Origin of the sequence: Aristaeella lactis, assembly GCF_018118585.1 — a bacterium.
Classification (GTDB): domain Bacteria; phylum Bacillota; class Clostridia; order Christensenellales; family Aristaeellaceae; genus Aristaeella; species Aristaeella lactis.
The window spans coordinates 911,568-930,009 of sequence record NZ_CP069421.1 but is presented as its reverse complement, the minus strand read 5'-3'; the positions used below and the strand labels follow the sequence as shown (position 1 = coordinate 930,009).

Genomic DNA, 18,442 nt, shown 5'->3' with positions numbered 1-18,442 from the left:
TCGAGAAAATCATTGTTTGATTGACGGCCTGGAGCGTTTATCCTGCGGTGTGACAAGCTGGATATTCTCGGTCAGGTAACCGATACCGAGAATGCAGCAGTCTCCGGGATCACGGGCCAGAAGCACAGGCATACCGAGGCTTTCGGAAATATAACGGTCCAGCGCAAAGAGCTTCGCTCCGTCGCCGGTCAGATGGATGCCGCTCTTCATAATATCAGCGGCCAGCTCAGGCGGCGTTCTTTCCAGAACCCAGCGGATGGCTTTGACAATGGCACCGCAGGGGTTTTTTACAGCGTCATAGGCCTGGTCTGAAGTGAAGGAAACCGTTCCGGCGGATGTGTTCAGCTGATTGACTCCGCGGACCATGATGGTGCGGGTTTCATTCAGCGGAAGTGCAGATGCCAGGTCTTTCTTGATATTATCCGCTGTCTGGCTGCCAATCAGGATGTTGCATTCACGGCGGAGATAATCGGCGATGGCTTCATTGAATTTATTGCCGCCCACCTGGACGCTCTGGGAGACAACCAGGCCGCCGAGGGAGATCACAGCGATATCCGTTGTTCCGGCGCCGATATCCACCACAAGGCTTCCGATGGGATCGTAGACTGGCAGACCTGTACCGATGGCAGAGGCAAAAGGCTTTTCGATCAGGAATACATGCCGCGCTCCCGCCATCCGGATCGCCTCCGTGAGCGCTTTCCGGTTAACGTCATCCATTCCGCAGGGAACGGAGATGATGATGCGGGGCTTTCCGAGGTATGAAACACCGACAGCTTTCCGGATAAAATAACGGAACATAAGCTCAGCAATGTCAAAATCAGCCACCTGGCCGTTGCGGATCGGAGAGACCGCAATCAGCGTATCCGGAGAACGTCCGTAGAGGAACCGGGCTTCGTCACCCACGGCACGGATGGTATTCCGGTTTTCCTTTGAAAGCACAACAAGGGTGGGTTCGGAAATGACGATACCCCGTCCGCGGACATAAACATTGATGTTCTCAGTGCCAAGGTCAATTCCTATATCGGGAGCCAGAAAAGGCATACATAATCATCCTTTGATCGTTTGATTCAGGTCAATCTCCCGCACGAGCGGAAAACCGGACCGGGTGAGAAGGGAACGTACCAGATAAAGGGGAAGGCCGATCACAGAAGATTCCGAACCGCTTATATGCGTGATCCACATACCGGCGCGGCCCTGGAGGCCGTAAGCTCCGGCTTTGTCAAGGGGATCACCGGAACGTACATAGGAGAGGATCTCCTCATCCGATATGGTGTCAAATGTGACATCGGTGCGGTCGTATCCGGTCAGGATCTGTCCGTCCGGGGAAATGACGGTGACACCGGTGTAAACCTGATGGCTGCGGCCCGAAAGAAGGTGCAGCATCCGGACAGCGTCATCAGCGTCCGCCGGTTTGCCGAGAATTTTATCCTCCAAAGCCACCAGTGTATCAGCCGCCAGAATCGTGCAGCCGGGATTCCGCACCGCGCAGGCAGAGGCTTTGCGGCGGGACAGGAGACTGACAGCTTCCGGCGCCGGGAGGGAACATTCCTCATCAACATCAGGAGCGTCTGTCCGAAAGGATAACCCGAGCCTGTGAAGGAGTTCACTACGGCGCGGGGAACAGGACGCGAGAACCAGACCAGACAAACAGACCATCCTTTCCAGGCTAATCTAAAACTTAGCAATTATATCATAAGAACATTCAGAAAAAAAGTAAAATTGACAAACAACAGCAGTGATCCTTATAATAATATGATTATATTTCCCGGAGGAGAAGTTTTATGACAAAAGCGCTGATTTCCGTGACAGGCCTTGATTCCACCGGCATTATAGCCCGGGTGGCCACAAAGCTCAGTGAGATGAATATCAATATCCTTGATATTACACAGACCATCCTGGGCGGTTATTTTACCATGATGATGGTTGTGGACCTGGACGGTGCCCATCTTCGCTTTGATGAGATAGACCGTGAGCTGCAGCCTGTACGGGACGAACTGAAAATGACCATCCATATCCAGCGTATGGATATTTTTGATGCCATGCACCGCATCTGAGGAGGACTGAATATAATATGATAGAAACCGGAGAGATCCTCCAGACGATGCGGATGATCCAGGAGGAAAACTTTGATATCAGGACGATCACACTGGGTATCAACCTTCTGGACTGCTCCGATCCCGATCCGAAGCGCTGCGCGGACCGTGTATATGACAAGATCTGCAGGGTAGCTTCCAACCTTGTCCATACAGGACAGGAGATCGAACTCGAATTCGGGATTCCGATTGTCAACAAACGCATCAGCGTGACGCCTGTCAGTATGATCGCACAGGGAGATCCCGTGCCGATCGCGAAAGCGCTTGACCGTGCCGCCAAAGAAGTCGGCGTCAATTTCCTGGGCGGATATTCCGCACTGATGCATAAAGGCGCCACCAACGCGGATGAACGCCTGCTCGCGTCCATTCCGGAAGTCCTCAGTGAAACCAGTTTCCTGTGCTCCAGCGTCAACGTCGCGTCCACCCGTGCCGGAATCAATATGAACGCCGTCAGGGAAATGGGACAGATTATCAAGAAAACAGCCGAGCTGACTGCCGATTCTGACGGACTCGGATGCGCCAAGCTGGTTGTATTCGCCAACGCGGTGGAAGACAATCCTTTCATGGCCGGCGCGTTCTGCGGTGCCGGAGAACCCGAATGCGCCATCAACGTGGGCGTTTCCGGCCCCGGTGTTGTGAAAGTTGCGCTGGAAAGCGTAAAGGGAGAGCCCTTTGACGTTGTCGCCGAAACCATCAAACGCACTGCGTTCAAGATTACCCGTGTGGGACAGCTTGTTGCCAAGGAAGCCAGCAAGAGGATGAGTATCCCCTTCGGCATTGTGGACCTCAGCCTGGCACCGACTCCCGCAAGAGGCGATTCCGTAGCCCATATCCTGACCGAAATGGGACTGGAATATGCCGGAGCCCCGGGCACAACCGCGGCGCTTGCCCTGCTGAACGATGCCGTGAAAAAAGGCGGCATTATGGCCAGCAACCATGTGGGAGGACTCAGCGGAGCCTTTATTCCCGTCAGCGAGGATATCGGCATGATCGAAGCCGCGGCTGCCGGAGCACTGACGCTCGAAAAGCTGGAGGCCATGACCTGCGTATGCTCTGTCGGACTGGACATGATCGCGGTGCCGGGAGATACGTCCGCGGAAACCATCAGCGGTATTATCGCGGATGAAGCGGCTATCGGCATGATCAATAATAAAACGACCGCGGTACGCGTGATTCCCGCCGCGGGAAAAAAGGCGGGGGACACCGTGGAATTCGGCGGGCTGCTTGGACACGCGCCTGTGATGCCTGTCAATGAATTCAGCAATAAGGACTTTATTGCCAGGGGCGGGAGAATCCCCGCGCCGATCCACTCCATGAGAAACTGATGAGAGTAAGGGGCTGACTATGGGTAACTTTGTTGACCGTGTAAGAATCACGGTAAAGGCCGGAAACGGCGGAAACGGATCCACTTCCTTCCACAGGGAAAAGTTTGTGATCAACGGAGGCCCTGACGGCGGTGACGGCGGTAACGGCGGAGATATCCTGATCTACGCGGACGTGAATATGCATACGCTGCTGGATTTCCGTTTCAAAAGCAAATATACCGCCGAAAACGGGGAGGACGGAAAGGCTAACCGCTGCACTGGAAAACGGGGAGATGACCTGCTGATCAAGGTTCCCGTCGGGACGGTCATCTATGATGACCAGACAGACCGCGTGATGGCGGATATGGATATACCCGGCGAAACCCGGCTGCTGCTGAAGGGCGGCAAGGGCGGATGGGGCAACCAGCACTTTGCCACACCCACAAGGCAGGCCCCCAATTTCGCCAAGCCCGGGATCAAAACAGATATCAGGACACTGCGGCTTGAACTGAAGACCATCGCCGACGTCGGACTGATCGGTTATCCCAATGTAGGGAAAAGCTCCATTCTGAGCGTTGTGACCAGCGCCCGACCGAAGGTGGGCAATTATCACTTTACAACCCTGACCCCTAATCTGGGCATTGTTCGTCGCTTCGGGAAAGACATCGTGCTGGCGGATATTCCCGGACTGATCGAAGGCGCTTCTGACGGAGCGGGCCTGGGACATGATTTCCTCCGCCATGTGGAAAGAACAAGGCTCCTGCTGCATGTGGTCGATATTTCCGGCAGTGAAGGCAGGGATCCGATCGATGATCTGGACCAGATCAATTCTGAACTGGACCGGTACGGAAACCTCAGCGAAAAACCCCAGATTATCGTGTGCAACAAAACAGATCTTCCGGGGGCTGAGGAAAACCTGACCAGGATGCGTATTATTGCTGAAGGAATGGGCGTTCCGGTATTCGCGGTCAGCGCCGCGACCCACCAGGGCTTTGACGAACTGCTGGATGAAACCGCAAGACAGCTGGAGGAACTTCCGCCTATCCTGCATTATCATGAAGAGGAGATCCCCGAGGAGACCGTCGACAGGGATGCCTTTGAAGTGACGGTTGAAGACGGCGTGTATGTTGTATCAGGTCCCGGCATGGATCACCTGATCAGCAGCGTCAATTTTGACGATCAGGAAAGCCTGAACTGGTTCCACCGCACCCTTCGCAGAACAGGCGTCATAGACGCCCTGAAGGAAGCCGGAGCCGGAGAAGGTTCCACGGTACAGATTGCCGATATGGAATTTGACTTTATCGAATGACGACCACTGAAAATACGGAGGAGAAAAAATGACAGGCAAGCAAAGAGCCGCCCTCAGGAAAATGGCGAATCCCCTCGAGACGATCATTTATATAGGTAAAGAGGGAATTACCGACAGCGTTGTGAAAGAGGTATATGACGCGCTGGAAGCCAGGGAACTGATCAAAGGCTGCGTTCAGCAGGGAGCCCCCATGGACGCCAGAAGTGCCCTGACGATCCTGTGTGAAAAAACCGGCGCCGAACCGATCCAGTTTATCGGACGCCGCTTTGTTCTGTATCGTCCGAGCCGCGAAAATCCGCGTATTACGATTGAATAAAAACAGGAAGTGACAGCAGGGATGAAAACCGGCCATATCAGGAATATTCCCGGCGGACGGATCCATATGATCGGCATTGGCGGCAGCAGCATGAGCGGCCTGGCTGAAATGCTGATCGACCAGGGATATACTGTCACAGGCAGTGACCGGGATGAAACGTATCTGGTCCACTTTGTCCGGGAAAAGAACGCGGTGGTTCATATCGGTCATAAAGCTGAAAACGTACACGGAGCCGACCTGGTTGTATATTCAGCGGCCATCAGGGCTGACAACCCTGAAAGGCAGGAGGCTGAACGGCTGGGGATTCCCTGTATCGAAAGGGCTGTGCTCCTCGGCCAGCTGATGGAAGGTTACGGTAAGGCAGTGGGCATCTGCGGTGCCCACGGGAAAACCACCGTGACGTCCATGCTCAGCCAGATGCTGCTGGAAAACAACATGGATCCCAGCATCGCCATCGGCGGCAGGCTTGACGCCGTGGGAGGCAGCACAAGGGTCGGACACAGCGATATATTTGTCGCGGAAGCATGTGAGTACAACAGAAGCTTCCTGCATCTGTACCCAACGATCGCGGTGGTGCTGAACATAGACGCGGATCATTTGGATTGTTACAAAGATATCGATGAGATCGAGGCTACGTTCGGGCAGTATCTTTCCCTTGTTCCCCAGAGCGGAGCTGCCATCGGCAACGGTGATGACGAACGTATCCGGCGTCTGTTCTCAAAGCTGGAATGTGAAACTATCACATTCGGCTTCGGAAAGGAAAATGACTGGTATCCTGAAAACCTTCAGGAAGATGAACGGGGATACGCTTCCTATGACCTGTATTTCCGCGGACAGAAAGCCGCGTCCGTGAAAATGGGCGTTCCCGGAACATTCAATGTGATGAACGGTATGGCAGCCATCGCGGCGGCTTACCGGACAGGACTGGATCCCGAAAAAGCCGCGGAAACACTTTCCAGGTTTGTCGGTGCACACCGGCGCTTCGAACTGACAGACAGAATAGACGGCGTGGATATTTACCACGATTACGGACATAATCCCGCTGAAATGAGGAACGCGGTTTCCATCGCCCGCAAAAACTGCAGAGGCAGGCTGTGGGCTGTGATGCAGCCCCATACCTTCAGCCGCGTCAGGACATTGTTTGACCAGTACCTGACCTGCACGGAAGAAGCGGATTTCACCCTTGTGACGGATATCTGCGCGGCCAGGGAAGCCGATCCGGGCGACCTGAACAGCGGTATGATCACGGAAGGAATGAAGAAGAACGGAATCAACGCCGTATGGACGCCTTCCTTTGATGATACGGAAGCCTATCTGAAATCCCACTGGCAGCCGGGTGATCTTGTCATTACGATGGGATGCGGTGATATCAACCTGCTGAACGACCAGATCCACCGGCATTATACAGAAGAGAAGGCGAAGAAAAATGTCTGTGATCCAGAGAAACACAAGGACAATTGATCTTTCGGCCATTGAAAACAACATGAGAGCCATCCGCGCCTCTGTTCCGCCCCAGGCCAAAGTGCTGGCGGTAGTGAAGGCGGACGGATACGGACACGGTGCCGTGGAAACTGCCCGCGCAGCCATCAGAGGCGGAGCGGAAATGCTTGCTGTTGCCGCGGTCAGCGAAGGGATACAGCTGCGGAAAGCGGGAATAGAGATCCCGATCCTTGTCCTCGGTGCCGTATCGCCTTTTGATGTACAGGCCGGAACAGAATACAGCCTGATCCAGACCGTCTGTTCTCCCGAAATGGTATACCTGTGTGAAGAAACGGGAGATGCCCTGGGAAAACAGACCGAAGTCCATATGAAAATCGATACGGGAATGGGACGCATCGGTGTCAGGAATGAGGAGGAACGTGATCTTGTCCTGAAAGCGGCAGGGGACTGTCCCCACGTAAAGATCACCGGTGTTTTTACACATTTTTCAGACGCTGACGGCAATGAAGACGGAATCGCCTTTACAAAAGAGCAGTATAAGAAATTTCTGAAGCTTACAGAATCCCTTCCGGAAACGGTCCTGCGGCACTGCTGCAACTCGGCAGCCATTCACAGGTTTCCGGAAATGGCCCTTGATATGGTACGGGCCGGAATCAGCCTTTACGGCTATCCGCCGGTACCGACGGAAACAGAACTGAAACCCTGTATGACATGGACCGCGACCGTCAGCTATGTCAAGGAACTGCCAGCCGGATCCTTTGTCAGCTATGGCAGAACATACCAAAATGACAAGCCCGTACGCGCCGCAACCGTAACCTGCGGTTATGCGGACGGATATTTCAGATCCTGCGGTAAAGAGGGATATGTACTTATCCGGGGTAAACGTGCTAAAATAATCGGCAGAATATGTATGGACCAGATGATGGCTGACGTTACCGACATTGACGGAGTCGCTGCCGGCGACGAGGTTGTCCTGATGGGTCAAAGCGGTAACGAATCCATTGACGCCGAGGAGATCGCGTCCTGGACGGGAACGATCAGCTACGAGATCCTGTGCAGTTCCGCCGGCCGCGTAGACAGACAATATTTCAATCATCATTGAAACAGGATGGTATACAGATGAACACGGAAAGCAAAAAGAAAGCTCCCCAGGTAAAGGAAATCGTTAAACCTTTTGTCAGGGGGGATGCCCTGGATGAAAACACAGCAAAGGGAAGCCTGAAGTTTTTCGGGACCCTCGTTGTGATCATCCTTGTTTCATTCATTGCCTGTTCCGCTACGGCATTTGGAAGCACTGTGCTGCGCCTGGGCCTGAACCTGGCGGTTATTGCCGTACAGATGATGCTTTATTTCAATTTCGGCACCAACTACGGAACAGACGCGGTATCCCGGGGGGAGATCCTGTATACAAGAAAAGAACGGAACCAGGAATACAGCGAATCAGAAAGAAAAGTCTGTTACCATCCGGCCAAGGGATTCATCAACGCCGCCATCGGTACGCTTCCGATCCTGATTCCGGCGCTGATCCTTGCTTTCCGGACAACAGTGCTGACAACGGAAGCGGGGACCCTGCCTTCCTGGATGCAGGCCTACGCCGGCCGCAGCGAAATCGGCGACGCGCTGATCAATTATACGCAGCCGGAAGCAATGAACGCTGTAGATTATATAAGGGCATTGATCCGGATATGTATCATGCCCTTTGTGAATGTGATCGGACATGACAACAGTAACGGCATGTTCCTGCTGGAAAGAATCAGCCCCCTGATTGTGATGCTGCCTTCCGTTTTCTTCGGTTTCGGCTATATGAGCGGTAAGAAGATCCGGACCAGGATCCATACCGTTATCTCTGAAAATGACAAAAGCCGGATCCGGAAGGAAAAGAAAAGGATCAGGAAACAGAACAACCAGGTCCGCAGGCGCGAACCTGAACAGCTGAACTGATTTCGGAGAACCTGAAGATATGCGAATCATTGCAGGTGAGGCACGCGGCAGGCAGATCATCGCGCCGGAAGGCCGTAACACCAGGCCCACCCTGGACCGGGTCCGGGAGAATATTTTCAATATGCTCCAGGCTGAGGTTCCCGGAAGCAGGGTGCTGGATCTTTTTGCCGGAAGCGGCGCGCTGAGCCTGGAGGCCATCAGCCGCGGCGCTGAGTCCGCTGTCATGGTGGATTCCGACCGTAAAGCCCATATGGTCCAGAAACGGAATATCGAAACCCTGCGGTACACCGAAAAGACGCGAGTCCTTTTGTATGACTGGAAAAGGGCCGTCAGGATCCTGCAGGAGGAAGGACAGATATTTGACCTTGTTTTCCTCGATCCGCCGTACTGCATGACAGACCTGCGCGATGTGTTTGCCTCACTGATCCCCATTACAGATGCTGATACACTTATTGTGCTGGAACATGAATCCGGTAAAAGCATCACCGCAGCGGATCAGTATGAGGTAGTCCGGCAGAAGGAATGGGGATTCTGTGCAGTTTCTTTTTACAGGCTTAAGACCTGAAGGAGGATGAAAATGGTATCATGCGTTTTTCCCGGCTCCTTTGATCCTGTGACCAAAGGGCATATGGACGTGATCGGGAGAGCTTCAGAGCTGTTTGACCATGTTACCGTCACAGTCATGGTCAACATTGCCAAAAAGAGTGCCATACCGCTGGAAGAACGGATTCAGCTCCTGAAAAAAGCCTGCAGGAAATACCCCAATGTGGATGTGGACAGCTGGGACGGACTCCTTGCAGACTATATGGCTGAGAAAAAAGAAAAGATCGTTATCAGGGGTGTTCGGAACACACCTGAATATGAACAGGAAATAACTGCTGCCTGTGCAAACAAAATGCTGAACAGCTCAGTTGAAACCATACTGATTCCCACAGATCCCGCACTGGCAGGCGTTTCATCTTCCGCTGTACGTGAAATCGCCTCATTCGGCGGGGATATCAGCGCGTTTGTTCCCCAAACACTGATAAAGGATATAGAGACTCTGCTGTCGAAAAAGACAATAAAATAAGAATATAAAGGAGAAAAAGAGATATGCCGTCAGATATCCGCAGCGCCGGTGAATGCCTGAAAGCGATCGGGATCCTTGCCGATGAGCTGAGAAACGCGAAAAGAAGCCTGATCAACAGCGAAGGCTGCATTGTCAACAGAAACCTGATGCAGACCCAGCTGGACCTGCTGGAACAGAACCTGCCTGATACCGTTAAAAAAGCGGCAGCGATCGTTGAGGAAGAGGAAACGATCCGCAATGAAACGGAGCAGAAGAGAAAAGAGATCCTTGAAAACGCGTCAAACCAGGCTCAAAGCATGGTCAATGAGGCGGCCAAGAATGCCCAGCAGATGGTGGACCAGGCACACCGGGATGCCGGAACAATGATGGATCAGGCCAACCAGGAAGCGCAGGCCAGGGTGGAACAGGCTTCCGCCGAGGCGGCACGCATGCTGGACGACGCTGAAAACAAAGCCAGGAAGCTTGTTGAGGAAGAAAGCATTGTCAGGCGCGCGCGGGTTGAATGCGATGAACTGAGGGAAAGTGCCCGGCAGGAAGCCGCGGAACTGCACAAAAACACCCTCGATTACATGGATTCACTGCTGGCAGAAACAGATCGCAAGCTCAGTGAACTGATCAACAGCATCCGCCTGGAACGGAATGAGATCAGGAATCACAGATAATCATTGTGAAATATGTACAAAACAAAAAAGGAATTCTTGTGCAAACAGGCAATTCCTTTTTTTTCTGCCTGCGGCTATAATACAGGTAAAAGGGTAAAACCCACAAATCAAGGAGGATTACAGATATGGCAAGTGTATCCCTTCAGCACATCTACAAGGTCTACACCGGAAATGTGACCGCCGTCAGCGACTTCTGCCTGGACATCGAAGACAAAGAGTTTATCGTTCTTGTCGGACCTTCCGGCTGCGGTAAATCCACCACCCTGCGTATGGTCGCCGGCCTGGAAGAAATTTCCGACGGTGAACTGTATATCGGCGACAAACTGGTGAACGACGTGGCTCCCAAGGACCGCGACATCGCCATGGTTTTCCAGAACTACGCTCTGTATCCGCATATGACCGTGTTTGACAACATGGCTTTCGGTCTGAAACTGCGCAAGACCCCCAAGGATGAAATCAAGCGCCGCGTGGAAGAAGCCGCCAAGATCCTGGACATCGCCCACCTGCTGACCCGTAAGCCGAAGGCTCTGTCCGGCGGTCAGCGTCAGCGTGTTGCCCTGGGCCGTGCTATCGTCCGTGAGCCCAAGGTCTTCCTGTTTGACGAACCTCTGTCCAACCTGGACGCCAAGCTGCGTGTTGCGATGCGTACCGAAATCACCAAGCTGCATCAGAGACTGCAGACCACCTTCATCTACGTTACCCATGACCAGACCGAAGCTATGACCATGGCCAGCCGTATCGTTGTTATGAAGGACGGCGTTGTGCAGCAGGTGGATACCCCCCAGAACCTGTATGACTATCCGGCCAACGAGTTCGTCGCCGGCTTCATCGGCAGCCCCCAGATGAACTTCTTTAATGTGAAACTGGATCGTGAAGGCCAGGATGTCGTCGCCACCTTCGGTGACAACAAGATCGTTGTTCCGGAACAGAAAGTGGCCAAGTTCATTGATGAAAGCTACATCGGCAAGGAAGTTATCATGGGCATCCGTCCCGAAAACATCCATGATGATGAGCAGAAGCTGGCTGAGTTCGCTTCCGCTACCATCGATGTTGACGTTGAAGTGACAGAACTGATGGGTTCTGAAACCTACCTGTACCTGAGCACCACCGGCAAGGAAGGCAACATCATCGCCCGCGTTGATCCCCGTACTTCCAGCAAGGCCGGCCAGAAGATCAAGATCGCTCTGGATACCAACCACCTGCACTTCTTCGATAAGGAAACCGAAAAAACGATCCTCAACAAGTAAGGATCACATCGGTAAAAAGTCAGAAAAAAACTCCCGGACCTTGATGGTCCGGGAGTTTTACTGTTCGGGATGATATCTGGATATTTTCAGGCCGGGAATAACGGACAGCTCCTCCAGGGAAGTGACGTTCTCCACATTTCCGTCTGAGAATCCTTTTCCGATAGATATCCTGTTGTAGGATCCGCCGGAAACCTGAAGAAATACGATTTCCTCTCCGTTGATCTCGTAAACTACGGCGCTGTGGTAGTATTCATGGCCGCTCTTCCTGTATTCCACGCGGACAATATCTCCTACACAAAGACCGCCGGAAGACTTGGTGTCATAATAAAAATCCCAGTTGTGCTGCGGATTGACCTCACCGGAAAGCAGATAACCGATAAACTGGGCGAAAGCGAAGCATTCAGCGTATCCGCCCCTGTCCGGAGCGGCTTTCCTGACATGGTCGATGGGCCAGCGGCAGCCGTACCATCCTTCCTGATAAGCTTTCCGGTTGTTCCTGTCTACCGTTGTGGTCCAGCCGGGACATTCAGGATGGCCGTGAAAGGTCTGGGGGATATCCGCCTGGGTTGTCCAGTACCAGCCATCGTACAATTCGTATTCTTCTATAATCGCATCCAGGTTTTCCGTGGTCAGAACATTCTGAAAACGGGTATCCTGAAAAGAGAAGGCAGCCAGAGCCTGGGAAAAGGAAAAGACGGCATAAAACGCTGCTGTAAGCAGGGCTGCCAGCTTCAATCGTTTCATGCGGTCACTCCTTCAGGATTCATTTCCGGAATCTATTATACTGTTGACAAAGGAGAGTTTCAACCTCAGACAAGATTGCGTTTTCCAAAAGAGTGATCTGTGATATAATAAAATATCAATGGAAAAGGGGAGGAATTGTATTTGTCCGGTAAAAAACTGATGACGGAAATCATCGGCATCGATGAGCTTCCCGACGATCTCCGCCGTTCACTTATGATTTCTCCTGAACACCGTGTCACCCGAGACGGATCTGTTTATGTGATGCATGAACAGAAAGTCGTTATCCTCCCGGACAGTCAGGAAGGATATGATTTTTTGTGCCTGTTGAAGGGGGGACAGACAGCGTCGGAAGCTGTTCCGGAGAACAGCGGAGATCTGTTCCGGAAGATGCTGGATGATCCGGCATACAGGCCGGATTTCAGTACGCTGCGGAAATGCATGGTCAATCCTGATATTCAGCGCTGCGCGGTTCTTTTCCGCGCATGTCACCCAGATGAAAAGGACTTCCTGCAGATATTCCGGGATATTGCCCCGCTGGAGAAGAAGGATATCCTTATCCGTACCGGACCGTCTGATGTCCTGCTGATCAGGGAAATCTCCGATACAGAGGAAGAAGAACTCGCGGATTATGCCGAGGCGCTGATCGGAACCCTGGAAAGTGAAGGCATCCCCGGAATCAAGGCCGGTATCGGGCAGGCCGCCGCTGATCTTTTCAGCTTCCGGAACAGTTTTCTCCAGGCAGCCGGCGCACTGGAAACCGGTATACAATATCACCGGAATGACAGCGTATTTGTTTACGGCAGGCTGACGTTTGAAAGAATCCTTGAATGTATTCCCCGGGAAAAACAGGCGGAAATAGTCCGGATGATTTTTCCTGAAAACGCGCAGCCCCTTTCGGAGGAAATACTCGAAACGGTGCGGGTTTTCTTCCTGAACGACCTGAATCTTACAGCCGCTTCCAAACAGCTGTTCATCCATCGGAACACGCTGAATTACCGACTGGACAAGATCAAAAAGGATTACGGCCTGGACCTGCGCAGTTTTACAGACGCGGCCGTATTCAAAATCATTACAGAACTGTCTGAAAAGCCCTGAAATCTATCAGTTTTTTACTGAAGGGAGATCCACCATGAAGAAAAAACGCCTCTTTGTCCTGACAATCCTCATTCTGGCACTTACATTAAGTTCCTGCTCCGTTATTCCTGCTTCCACACTTGAAGCGATGTTCCGCACAGATGAATACACCCCCTCTTCCTTGTCATCTATGCAGGGTGATACGGTGATGATCAGCCGGGAGGAATATGAAAAATACAAGCAGTTCTCGGAAATGTTTGATATTTTTGACGCGGCGAATGAAAGCTTCTATGTGGAAACGAATAAGGAACAGATGATCGAATATGCCACCAGAGGCCTGATGGCAGGGCTGGATGATCCTTATTCCTTCTACTATTCCCCCAAAGAATATGAAGAACTATGGGAAGAGGATGAAGGAAAATACGTCGGTATCGGTGTAATGATCCAGGCCAATATGGAAACACAGGAATGCACCATTATCCGGGTGTTTGAAGGCGGACCGGCCCAGGAAGCCGGAGTCCGACGCGGCGATATCCTGTACCGGGTGGGCGAGGATCTGTATGTGAACGCGACAAACCTCCAGGACGCGGTCGATATCATGCGGGGAGAACCTGAAACGAACGTTGACGTGACTTTCCTGCGTGACAATGAGGAAATCACTTTCACGATCACCAGAAGACAGGTGAATGTAAACCAGGTTGAAAGCCAGATGCTCGACAGAAGAACCGGCTATATCGCCCTGTATGAATTTGCCGGACATTGTGACGAAGAATTTGAAAAAGCACTGAATACGCTTGTCTCCCAGGGAGCAGAGGGAATCATCATTGACCTGAGGGACAATTCCGGCGGATGGGTCGACCAGGCCAGGTATATCGCGGATCTGTTCATGGACGAAGGCGAACTCTGCTACCTGAAGTACAGGGATGAAGAGAAGCACGGGGATGAATACAAAACCAAAGACGGCAAAGTGGATGTGAAACTTGTGATCCTGATCAACGAACACAGCGCCAGCTCCTCCGAAATCCTCACCGGAGCCCTGAGGGACTGCGCGGGGGCTGTAACAGTAGGCGTCAAGAGCTACGGAAAGGGCATTATCCAGGGAGTATTCCCCGTAGGCAATAAAGGCGCCGGATATCAGATGACCATTGCCCAGTATTTCACCCCCGGCGGATCCGCAGTTCATAAAGTCGGAATCACTCCGGACTATGAAGTTCCGCTGCCGGAAGGGGACAACGGAACCTATGAATTCGCGGACCGGAAAAACGACGTCCAGCTGATCAAAGCCATTGAAGTGATGGACGAACTGCTGCATTAAAACGATTTCATTTGCATAATGGTTATAAGTAGGCTATAATATACAGGCGAATTGTCCCAATTTCTCCATGGAGGTTGTTGGATGTACAAGCTTTTGCTGGTATCTGATCAGGAGGATGTGCTGAACGCATTTTCCAGGATTCAAAACTGGGAACTGATCGGCTTCAAGCCGCCGCATATCCGCCATGACTACGAAGGCATGCTGGACAGCCTTGCCAAGCATCACGCGGATGGTATCTGCCTGGCTGTCAGCCATGAACAGGAAGAGCTTATGCTTGCCTACCTGCAGGAGAATTTCCCGAAGGTATCCATTTTTGAGGCAGGAAGAACCGAAGAGGAAGTCCTTCGGTACCTGAATGAGCTCAAGGCCCTGCTGAACAAGATCCACGCGGATTTTTACAACGAAAGATCCAATACCCGTGATGTGCTGCAGGTTTGCAGGCATGATTACTTTAAAAAAGTGATCAACGGCCAGGTAAAGAGCAGTGATGACCTGCACCGGAACATGAAGCTCCTGCGCAGCCGGATGGACGCGGACAGACCCTGCCTTCTGATTGAAATCGACCAGTCCGCCCCGTACGACAAGCTTGAAGGCAGATGGCATTACGGCAAAGACCGCCTTGAGGTTGCGCTGCGTACTTCCTTTGCCGGTGACCTGAACGGAATCCATATCCTGCCCACGATTCATTCGGACGGACGGATCCTTGTGCTTGCCTGCCCGCTGCATGGCGTGGACACGGACATGACAGTGGATAAAATGACTGCCATGCTGACTACCTATACAGCAGACAGCATCCAGCATATGAAAGAGTTTTTCGGACTTGATCTCCATATTACCGGAATTCGCGTATATCCCGCACTGACCGCTTTGTGCGGGGATACGGATGAAGCATAAAAAACTACATATCAAGGAGGAATCACGATGGGTATTCTGAACGCTATCAAAGGTCAATTGATCGATGTGATCGAATGGTCCGACAGTTCCAGCAAAACAATGGTTCACAAATATGACATGAACGGCAAGGAAATCATGATGGGCGCCCAGCTGACCGTTCGTGAAAGCCAGGTCGCTATTTTTGTGAACGAAGGCGAACTGGCTGATGTGTTTGAGCCCGGAAGGTATGAGCTCCAGACAAGCAATATGCCCATCCTTACCGCCCTGAAGAGCTGGAAGTACGGGTTTAATTCTCCCTTCAAATCTGATGTCTATTTTGTCAACACCAAGCAGTTCCTGGATATGAAATGGGGCACAAGCAACCCCGTTATGATGCGCGATGCCGAATTCGGCATGATCCGCGTACGCGCCTTTGGTATCTACAGCTTCAAAGTATCCGATCCCGCCAAATTCCTCAAGGAAGTGTTCGGCACTGCGGCGCTGTTCACGGTTGAAGGCGTTGAAGGCCAGATCAAACGGACCCTCGTAAGCGGCCTGAGCGACGCGATCGCAGAAAGCAAAATCCCTGCGCTGGATCTTGCCGCCAATTATGAAGAGCTGTCCGACTATGCCATGAAAGCCATCAATCCCAAGCTGGCTGAACTGGGCCTGACGCTCTGCAGTTTCGTGATCGAAAACATCTCCCTGCCGGAAGATGTGGAAAAGAGTATTGATAAGCGCACCTCCATGGGCGTGCTCGGAAACATGGATCAGTACGCCAAATACCAGGCGGCTGAAGCGATCCGTGACGCTGCCAACAACCAGAACGGCATGGCCGGCATGGGCGTTGGCATGGGCGCGGGCGCGGCCATGGGCCAGATGTTTGCCAACAGCATGAACCCCTCCGCACCGCAGGCTCCCGCCGCCGCTGCCGGCGCTGTATGCGCTGCCTGCGGAGCGCAGATCCCTGCCGGAGCGAAATTCTGCCCCGAATGCGGCGCCAAGCAGAATGCCGGAAGCTTCTGCACAAGCTGCGGAACCGCTATTCCCGCCGGAACCAAATTCTGTCCGGAATGCGGTGCCAAACAGTAACAAATAACCCATCAAAAAGGAGCTGCGTCACGCAGCTCCTTTTTTCATGAATTCAAAATGCTTATCTAAGTGATCAGGAGAGCATCGCCGCGCCGATAATGCCGGCTTCAGAACCGAGAACGGCAATTTTCACAGGAGGCAGGGGCTGGTCATTGAAAAGAACATAACGGGGATATTCCTTCAGAATGGGATCCAGAAGATAGCTGCCGGCTTTGCTGACGCCGCCGCCAAGGACAATGATCTCGGGATCCAGCAGGTTGACAACGCTGGCAACGGCCTGGGACAGATAACTGATGAACCGCTGATAAACGGAAACCGCAACTGCGTCACCGGCTTTGGAAGCATCAAAAACTGTTTTTGCCTCAATGCCGGAAGAATCGCCGCCGGCCAGGGCCAGGATCATGGAATCCGGATGTTCCACAACAGCTTCACGAGCCATACGGATCAGGGCCGTGGCAGAGCAATACCGCTCCAGGCATCCCTTGTTTCCGCAGGTGCAGGGTACACCGTCCAGATCGAAGATGACATGGCCCAGTTCTCCGCCGATGCCGTGGGCGCCGCTCCAGATCCGTCCGTTCAGGATGATACCGCTGCCGATACCTGTTCCAATCGTGATGAAAACGCTGGAGGAGGAACCCGCACTGACGCCGGCAACGCTCTCGGCAAGCGCCGCAACATTGGCGTCATTTTCAATAAACAGCGGCTTGTCAAGGAACTGACGGAATACCGTGCGGAAGGGAACGTGATTCCATCCCATGTTTGTGCATTTGATGATCTCCCCGGTGGACGCGGAAGCGATACCGGGAATGCCGATGCCGACAGATTCAATATCATCCACAGACAATCCGGCGCCGGCAGCAGTGGACTTAACACATTCGGCGATCCGCTTTACCTGCTCCTCAAAAGGAATATCCGTACGTGTGGGGATGGATTCCTCGTGGATAATCCGGTTGCTGCTGTCCACAGCACCAAACTGGATACCTGTTCCACCCACATCAATACCGATTCTGATCATTCAAAGGATCCTCCTTGTTCATTCGTTTCATCCTGCAAAACCGCGGACAATTCACGTGCCGCGTTATAACCGGTGCGCTTCAGACTGAGGTTACGTGCGGCAACTTCCACAATAATGGCGAGGTTGCGGCCCGGCTTGATCGGCATGAGCTGATGGGGAACCCGGACACCCATGATCTCGATCGTTTCATCCTGGATGCCGATCCGGTCATAAGCCTTGTTTTCGTCCCAGGTTTCCAGTTCGATAATCAGGTCGATGGTTTTGCTCTGCGCCACAGCGCCGATTCCGTACAGCGCTTTGATATCGATCACGCCGATACCCCGGATCTCCATCAGATGGCGGATCTTTTCAGGACAGGTACCGATCAGACGGTTGTCCGAGATCCGGCAGATATCAACCACATCGTCCGCAACCAGCTGATGACCGCGCTTGATCAGCTCCAGCGCGGCTTCGCTTTTGCCTACGCCGCTTTTCCCCGAGAGGAAGACACCGACGCCATATACATCAACGAGCACCCCGTGCCTGGTGATATGGGGAGCAAGCCGGCGGTTCAGGTAATTGATGGCCAGGGCCGTGAACTTGCTGGTCACCATCTGGCTGGAATAGACCGGAATATCATGCGCTTTTGCTGCCGCCAGGAACTCCGGCGGCGGCGTCTGATTCCGGCAGATGATAATACAGGGAATCGGATAACTGCAGTATTTATCCAGGAGTTTTGTACGTTCTTCCGGAGACTGTTTCTCCAGATAAGCCATTTCCACCTTGCCGATGAGCTGCGGACGTTCAAAGGCAAAAAACTCGTAGAATCCGCAGAACTGCATACCCGGCCGGTTCAGGTCAGGCGTACGGATATCCCATTCCGTCCTGGAGGAGGGAACAAGACACTCCAGATGAAGCGAGGACTCAAAGTCCTTTGCTGAAATCAAACCATTACCTCCCTGCGGCTTT

Annotated in this window: 20 protein-coding genes; 15 read left to right on the top strand and 5 right to left on the bottom strand. The window is 52.7% G+C overall.

What is annotated here, in order from left to right; genetic code table 11:
• Positions 1 to 9: 9 nt before the first annotated feature.
• Positions 10 to 1,041 (bottom strand): rod shape-determining protein, encoded by a 1,032-nt coding sequence (locus tag JYE50_RS04450; RefSeq protein WP_084094675.1) that lies wholly within the window; start codon positions 1,039 to 1,041, stop codon positions 10 to 12.
• Between the two features lie 6 nt (positions 1,042 to 1,047).
• Complete coding sequence (locus JYE50_RS04445; protein ID WP_143763509.1) at positions 1,048 to 1,647, bottom strand: Maf family protein; 600 nt, start codon at positions 1,645 to 1,647, stop codon at positions 1,048 to 1,050.
• A 134-nt stretch (positions 1,648 to 1,781) separates the two neighbouring features.
• Here JYE50_RS04445 and JYE50_RS04440 point away from each other — a divergent pair, with 134 nt between their 5' ends.
• The 11 genes from JYE50_RS04440 (at position 1,782) to JYE50_RS04390 (ending at position 11,381) form a co-directional block, all read left to right on the top strand.
• On the top strand, positions 1,782 to 2,054 hold the full coding sequence (locus JYE50_RS04440; RefSeq protein WP_084094673.1) for an ACT domain-containing protein: 273 nt from the start codon (positions 1,782 to 1,784) through the stop codon (positions 2,052 to 2,054).
• 20 nt (positions 2,055 to 2,074) lie between these two features.
• A complete protein-coding gene (locus JYE50_RS04435) occupies positions 2,075 to 3,418 on the top strand; it encodes a DUF711 family protein (RefSeq protein ID WP_494545863.1) in 1,344 nt (447 codons plus the stop codon).
• 19 nt (positions 3,419 to 3,437) lie between these two features.
• Positions 3,438 to 4,706, top strand: a complete 1,269-nt coding sequence (gene obgE / locus JYE50_RS04430; protein WP_084094671.1) for a GTPase ObgE — start codon at positions 3,438 to 3,440, stop codon at positions 4,704 to 4,706.
• A 28-nt stretch (positions 4,707 to 4,734) separates the two neighbouring features.
• The gene (locus JYE50_RS04425) at positions 4,735 to 5,022 is read left to right on the top strand and encodes a YhbY family RNA-binding protein (RefSeq protein ID WP_084094670.1); all 288 of its coding nucleotides are present in this window, start codon (positions 4,735 to 4,737) and stop codon (positions 5,020 to 5,022) included.
• 21 nt (positions 5,023 to 5,043) lie between these two features.
• Complete coding sequence (gene murC, locus JYE50_RS04420; protein WP_084094669.1) at positions 5,044 to 6,483, top strand: UDP-N-acetylmuramate--L-alanine ligase; 1,440 nt, start codon at positions 5,044 to 5,046, stop codon at positions 6,481 to 6,483.
• The gene (gene alr, locus JYE50_RS04415; RefSeq protein WP_084094668.1) at positions 6,449 to 7,564 is read left to right on the top strand and encodes an alanine racemase; all 1,116 of its coding nucleotides are present in this window, start codon (positions 6,449 to 6,451) and stop codon (positions 7,562 to 7,564) included. Before murC ends, alr begins: the two co-directional genes overlap by 35 nt.
• 17 nt (positions 7,565 to 7,581) lie before the next feature.
• Positions 7,582 to 8,403 (top strand): hypothetical protein, encoded by an 822-nt coding sequence (locus tag JYE50_RS04410; protein ID WP_084094667.1) that lies wholly within the window; start codon positions 7,582 to 7,584, stop codon positions 8,401 to 8,403.
• A gap of 19 nt (positions 8,404 to 8,422) precedes the next feature.
• Positions 8,423 to 8,968, top strand: a complete 546-nt coding sequence (gene rsmD / locus JYE50_RS04405) for a 16S rRNA (guanine(966)-N(2))-methyltransferase RsmD (protein WP_084094666.1) — start codon at positions 8,423 to 8,425, stop codon at positions 8,966 to 8,968.
• A 12-nt stretch (positions 8,969 to 8,980) separates the two neighbouring features.
• On the top strand, positions 8,981 to 9,472 hold the full coding sequence (coaD, locus tag JYE50_RS04400) for a pantetheine-phosphate adenylyltransferase (protein WP_179138212.1): 492 nt from the start codon (positions 8,981 to 8,983) through the stop codon (positions 9,470 to 9,472).
• A gap of 23 nt (positions 9,473 to 9,495) precedes the next feature.
• Positions 9,496 to 10,134, top strand: a complete 639-nt coding sequence (locus tag JYE50_RS04395; RefSeq protein WP_084094664.1) for a hypothetical protein — start codon at positions 9,496 to 9,498, stop codon at positions 10,132 to 10,134.
• 125 nt (positions 10,135 to 10,259) lie between these two features.
• Positions 10,260 to 11,381 carry an ABC transporter ATP-binding protein gene (locus JYE50_RS04390; RefSeq protein WP_084094663.1) on the top strand — a complete coding sequence of 374 codons (1,122 nt, stop codon included), beginning with the start codon at positions 10,260 to 10,262 and terminating at the stop codon, positions 11,379 to 11,381.
• Between the two features lie 57 nt (positions 11,382 to 11,438).
• Here the strand turns inward: JYE50_RS04390 and JYE50_RS04385 are convergent, their stop codons facing one another.
• The gene (locus JYE50_RS04385; RefSeq protein WP_084094662.1) at positions 11,439 to 12,125 is read right to left on the bottom strand and encodes a hypothetical protein; all 687 of its coding nucleotides are present in this window, start codon (positions 12,123 to 12,125) and stop codon (positions 11,439 to 11,441) included.
• 141 nt (positions 12,126 to 12,266) lie between these two features.
• Here JYE50_RS04385 and JYE50_RS04380 point away from each other — a divergent pair, with 141 nt between their 5' ends.
• The 4 genes from JYE50_RS04380 to JYE50_RS04365 all read left to right on the top strand — a co-directional run bounded on the left by JYE50_RS04380 (position 12,267) and on the right by JYE50_RS04365 (position 16,479).
• A complete protein-coding gene (locus JYE50_RS04380) occupies positions 12,267 to 13,220 on the top strand; it encodes a PucR family transcriptional regulator (RefSeq protein ID WP_084094661.1) in 954 nt (317 codons plus the stop codon).
• Between the two features lie 34 nt (positions 13,221 to 13,254).
• On the top strand, positions 13,255 to 14,514 hold the full coding sequence (locus JYE50_RS04375) for a S41 family peptidase (protein ID WP_084094660.1): 1,260 nt from the start codon (positions 13,255 to 13,257) through the stop codon (positions 14,512 to 14,514).
• An 81-nt stretch (positions 14,515 to 14,595) separates the two neighbouring features.
• The gene (locus JYE50_RS04370; RefSeq protein ID WP_084094659.1) at positions 14,596 to 15,408 is read left to right on the top strand and encodes a hypothetical protein; all 813 of its coding nucleotides are present in this window, start codon (positions 14,596 to 14,598) and stop codon (positions 15,406 to 15,408) included.
• A 27-nt stretch (positions 15,409 to 15,435) separates the two neighbouring features.
• Positions 15,436 to 16,479: an SPFH domain-containing protein gene (locus tag JYE50_RS04365; RefSeq protein ID WP_084094658.1), complete on the top strand. Its 1,044-nt coding sequence runs from the start codon at positions 15,436 to 15,438 to the stop codon at positions 16,477 to 16,479.
• A 73-nt stretch (positions 16,480 to 16,552) separates the two neighbouring features.
• On the opposite strand, the gene JYE50_RS04360 is transcribed toward JYE50_RS04365, so the two are convergent.
• Together JYE50_RS04360 and hprK are read right to left on the bottom strand one after the other, a co-directional pair.
• On the bottom strand, positions 16,553 to 17,494 hold the full coding sequence (locus tag JYE50_RS04360; protein ID WP_084094657.1) for an ROK family protein: 942 nt from the start codon (positions 17,492 to 17,494) through the stop codon (positions 16,553 to 16,555).
• Complete coding sequence (gene hprK / locus JYE50_RS04355) at positions 17,491 to 18,420, bottom strand: HPr(Ser) kinase/phosphatase (RefSeq protein ID WP_084094656.1); 930 nt, start codon at positions 18,418 to 18,420, stop codon at positions 17,491 to 17,493. The genes JYE50_RS04360 and hprK overlap by 4 nt, the downstream gene beginning before the upstream one ends.
• Positions 18,421 to 18,442 lie beyond the last annotated feature (22 nt).

Excerpts from the sequence above, each read along its gene's own strand:
- JYE50_RS04450 (WP_084094675.1), bottom strand. The coding sequence starts at position 1,041 with ATGCCTTTTCTGGCTCCCGATATAGGAATTGACCTTGGCACTGAGAAC.
- JYE50_RS04440 (WP_084094673.1), top strand. The coding sequence starts at position 1,782 with ATGACAAAAGCGCTGATTTCCGTGACAGGCCTTGATTCCACCGGCATT.
- obgE (WP_084094671.1), top strand. The coding sequence starts at position 3,438 with ATGGGTAACTTTGTTGACCGTGTAAGAATCACGGTAAAGGCCGGAAAC.
- JYE50_RS04425 (WP_084094670.1), top strand. The coding sequence starts at position 4,735 with ATGACAGGCAAGCAAAGAGCCGCCCTCAGGAAAATGGCGAATCCCCTC.
- murC (WP_084094669.1), top strand. The coding sequence starts at position 5,044 with ATGAAAACCGGCCATATCAGGAATATTCCCGGCGGACGGATCCATATG.
- alr (WP_084094668.1), top strand. The coding sequence starts at position 6,449 with ATGTCTGTGATCCAGAGAAACACAAGGACAATTGATCTTTCGGCCATT.
- JYE50_RS04410 (WP_084094667.1), top strand. The coding sequence starts at position 7,582 with ATGAACACGGAAAGCAAAAAGAAAGCTCCCCAGGTAAAGGAAATCGTT.
- rsmD (WP_084094666.1), top strand. The coding sequence starts at position 8,423 with ATGCGAATCATTGCAGGTGAGGCACGCGGCAGGCAGATCATCGCGCCG.
- coaD (WP_179138212.1), top strand. The coding sequence starts at position 8,981 with ATGGTATCATGCGTTTTTCCCGGCTCCTTTGATCCTGTGACCAAAGGG.
- JYE50_RS04395 (WP_084094664.1), top strand. The coding sequence starts at position 9,496 with ATGCCGTCAGATATCCGCAGCGCCGGTGAATGCCTGAAAGCGATCGGG.
- JYE50_RS04390 (WP_084094663.1), top strand. The coding sequence starts at position 10,260 with ATGGCAAGTGTATCCCTTCAGCACATCTACAAGGTCTACACCGGAAAT.
- JYE50_RS04385 (WP_084094662.1), bottom strand. The coding sequence starts at position 12,125 with ATGAAACGATTGAAGCTGGCAGCCCTGCTTACAGCAGCGTTTTATGCC.
- JYE50_RS04375 (WP_084094660.1), top strand. The coding sequence starts at position 13,255 with ATGAAGAAAAAACGCCTCTTTGTCCTGACAATCCTCATTCTGGCACTT.
- JYE50_RS04370 (WP_084094659.1), top strand. The coding sequence starts at position 14,596 with ATGTACAAGCTTTTGCTGGTATCTGATCAGGAGGATGTGCTGAACGCA.
- JYE50_RS04365 (WP_084094658.1), top strand. The coding sequence starts at position 15,436 with ATGGGTATTCTGAACGCTATCAAAGGTCAATTGATCGATGTGATCGAA.
- JYE50_RS04360 (WP_084094657.1), bottom strand. The coding sequence starts at position 17,494 with ATGATCAGAATCGGTATTGATGTGGGTGGAACAGGTATCCAGTTTGGT.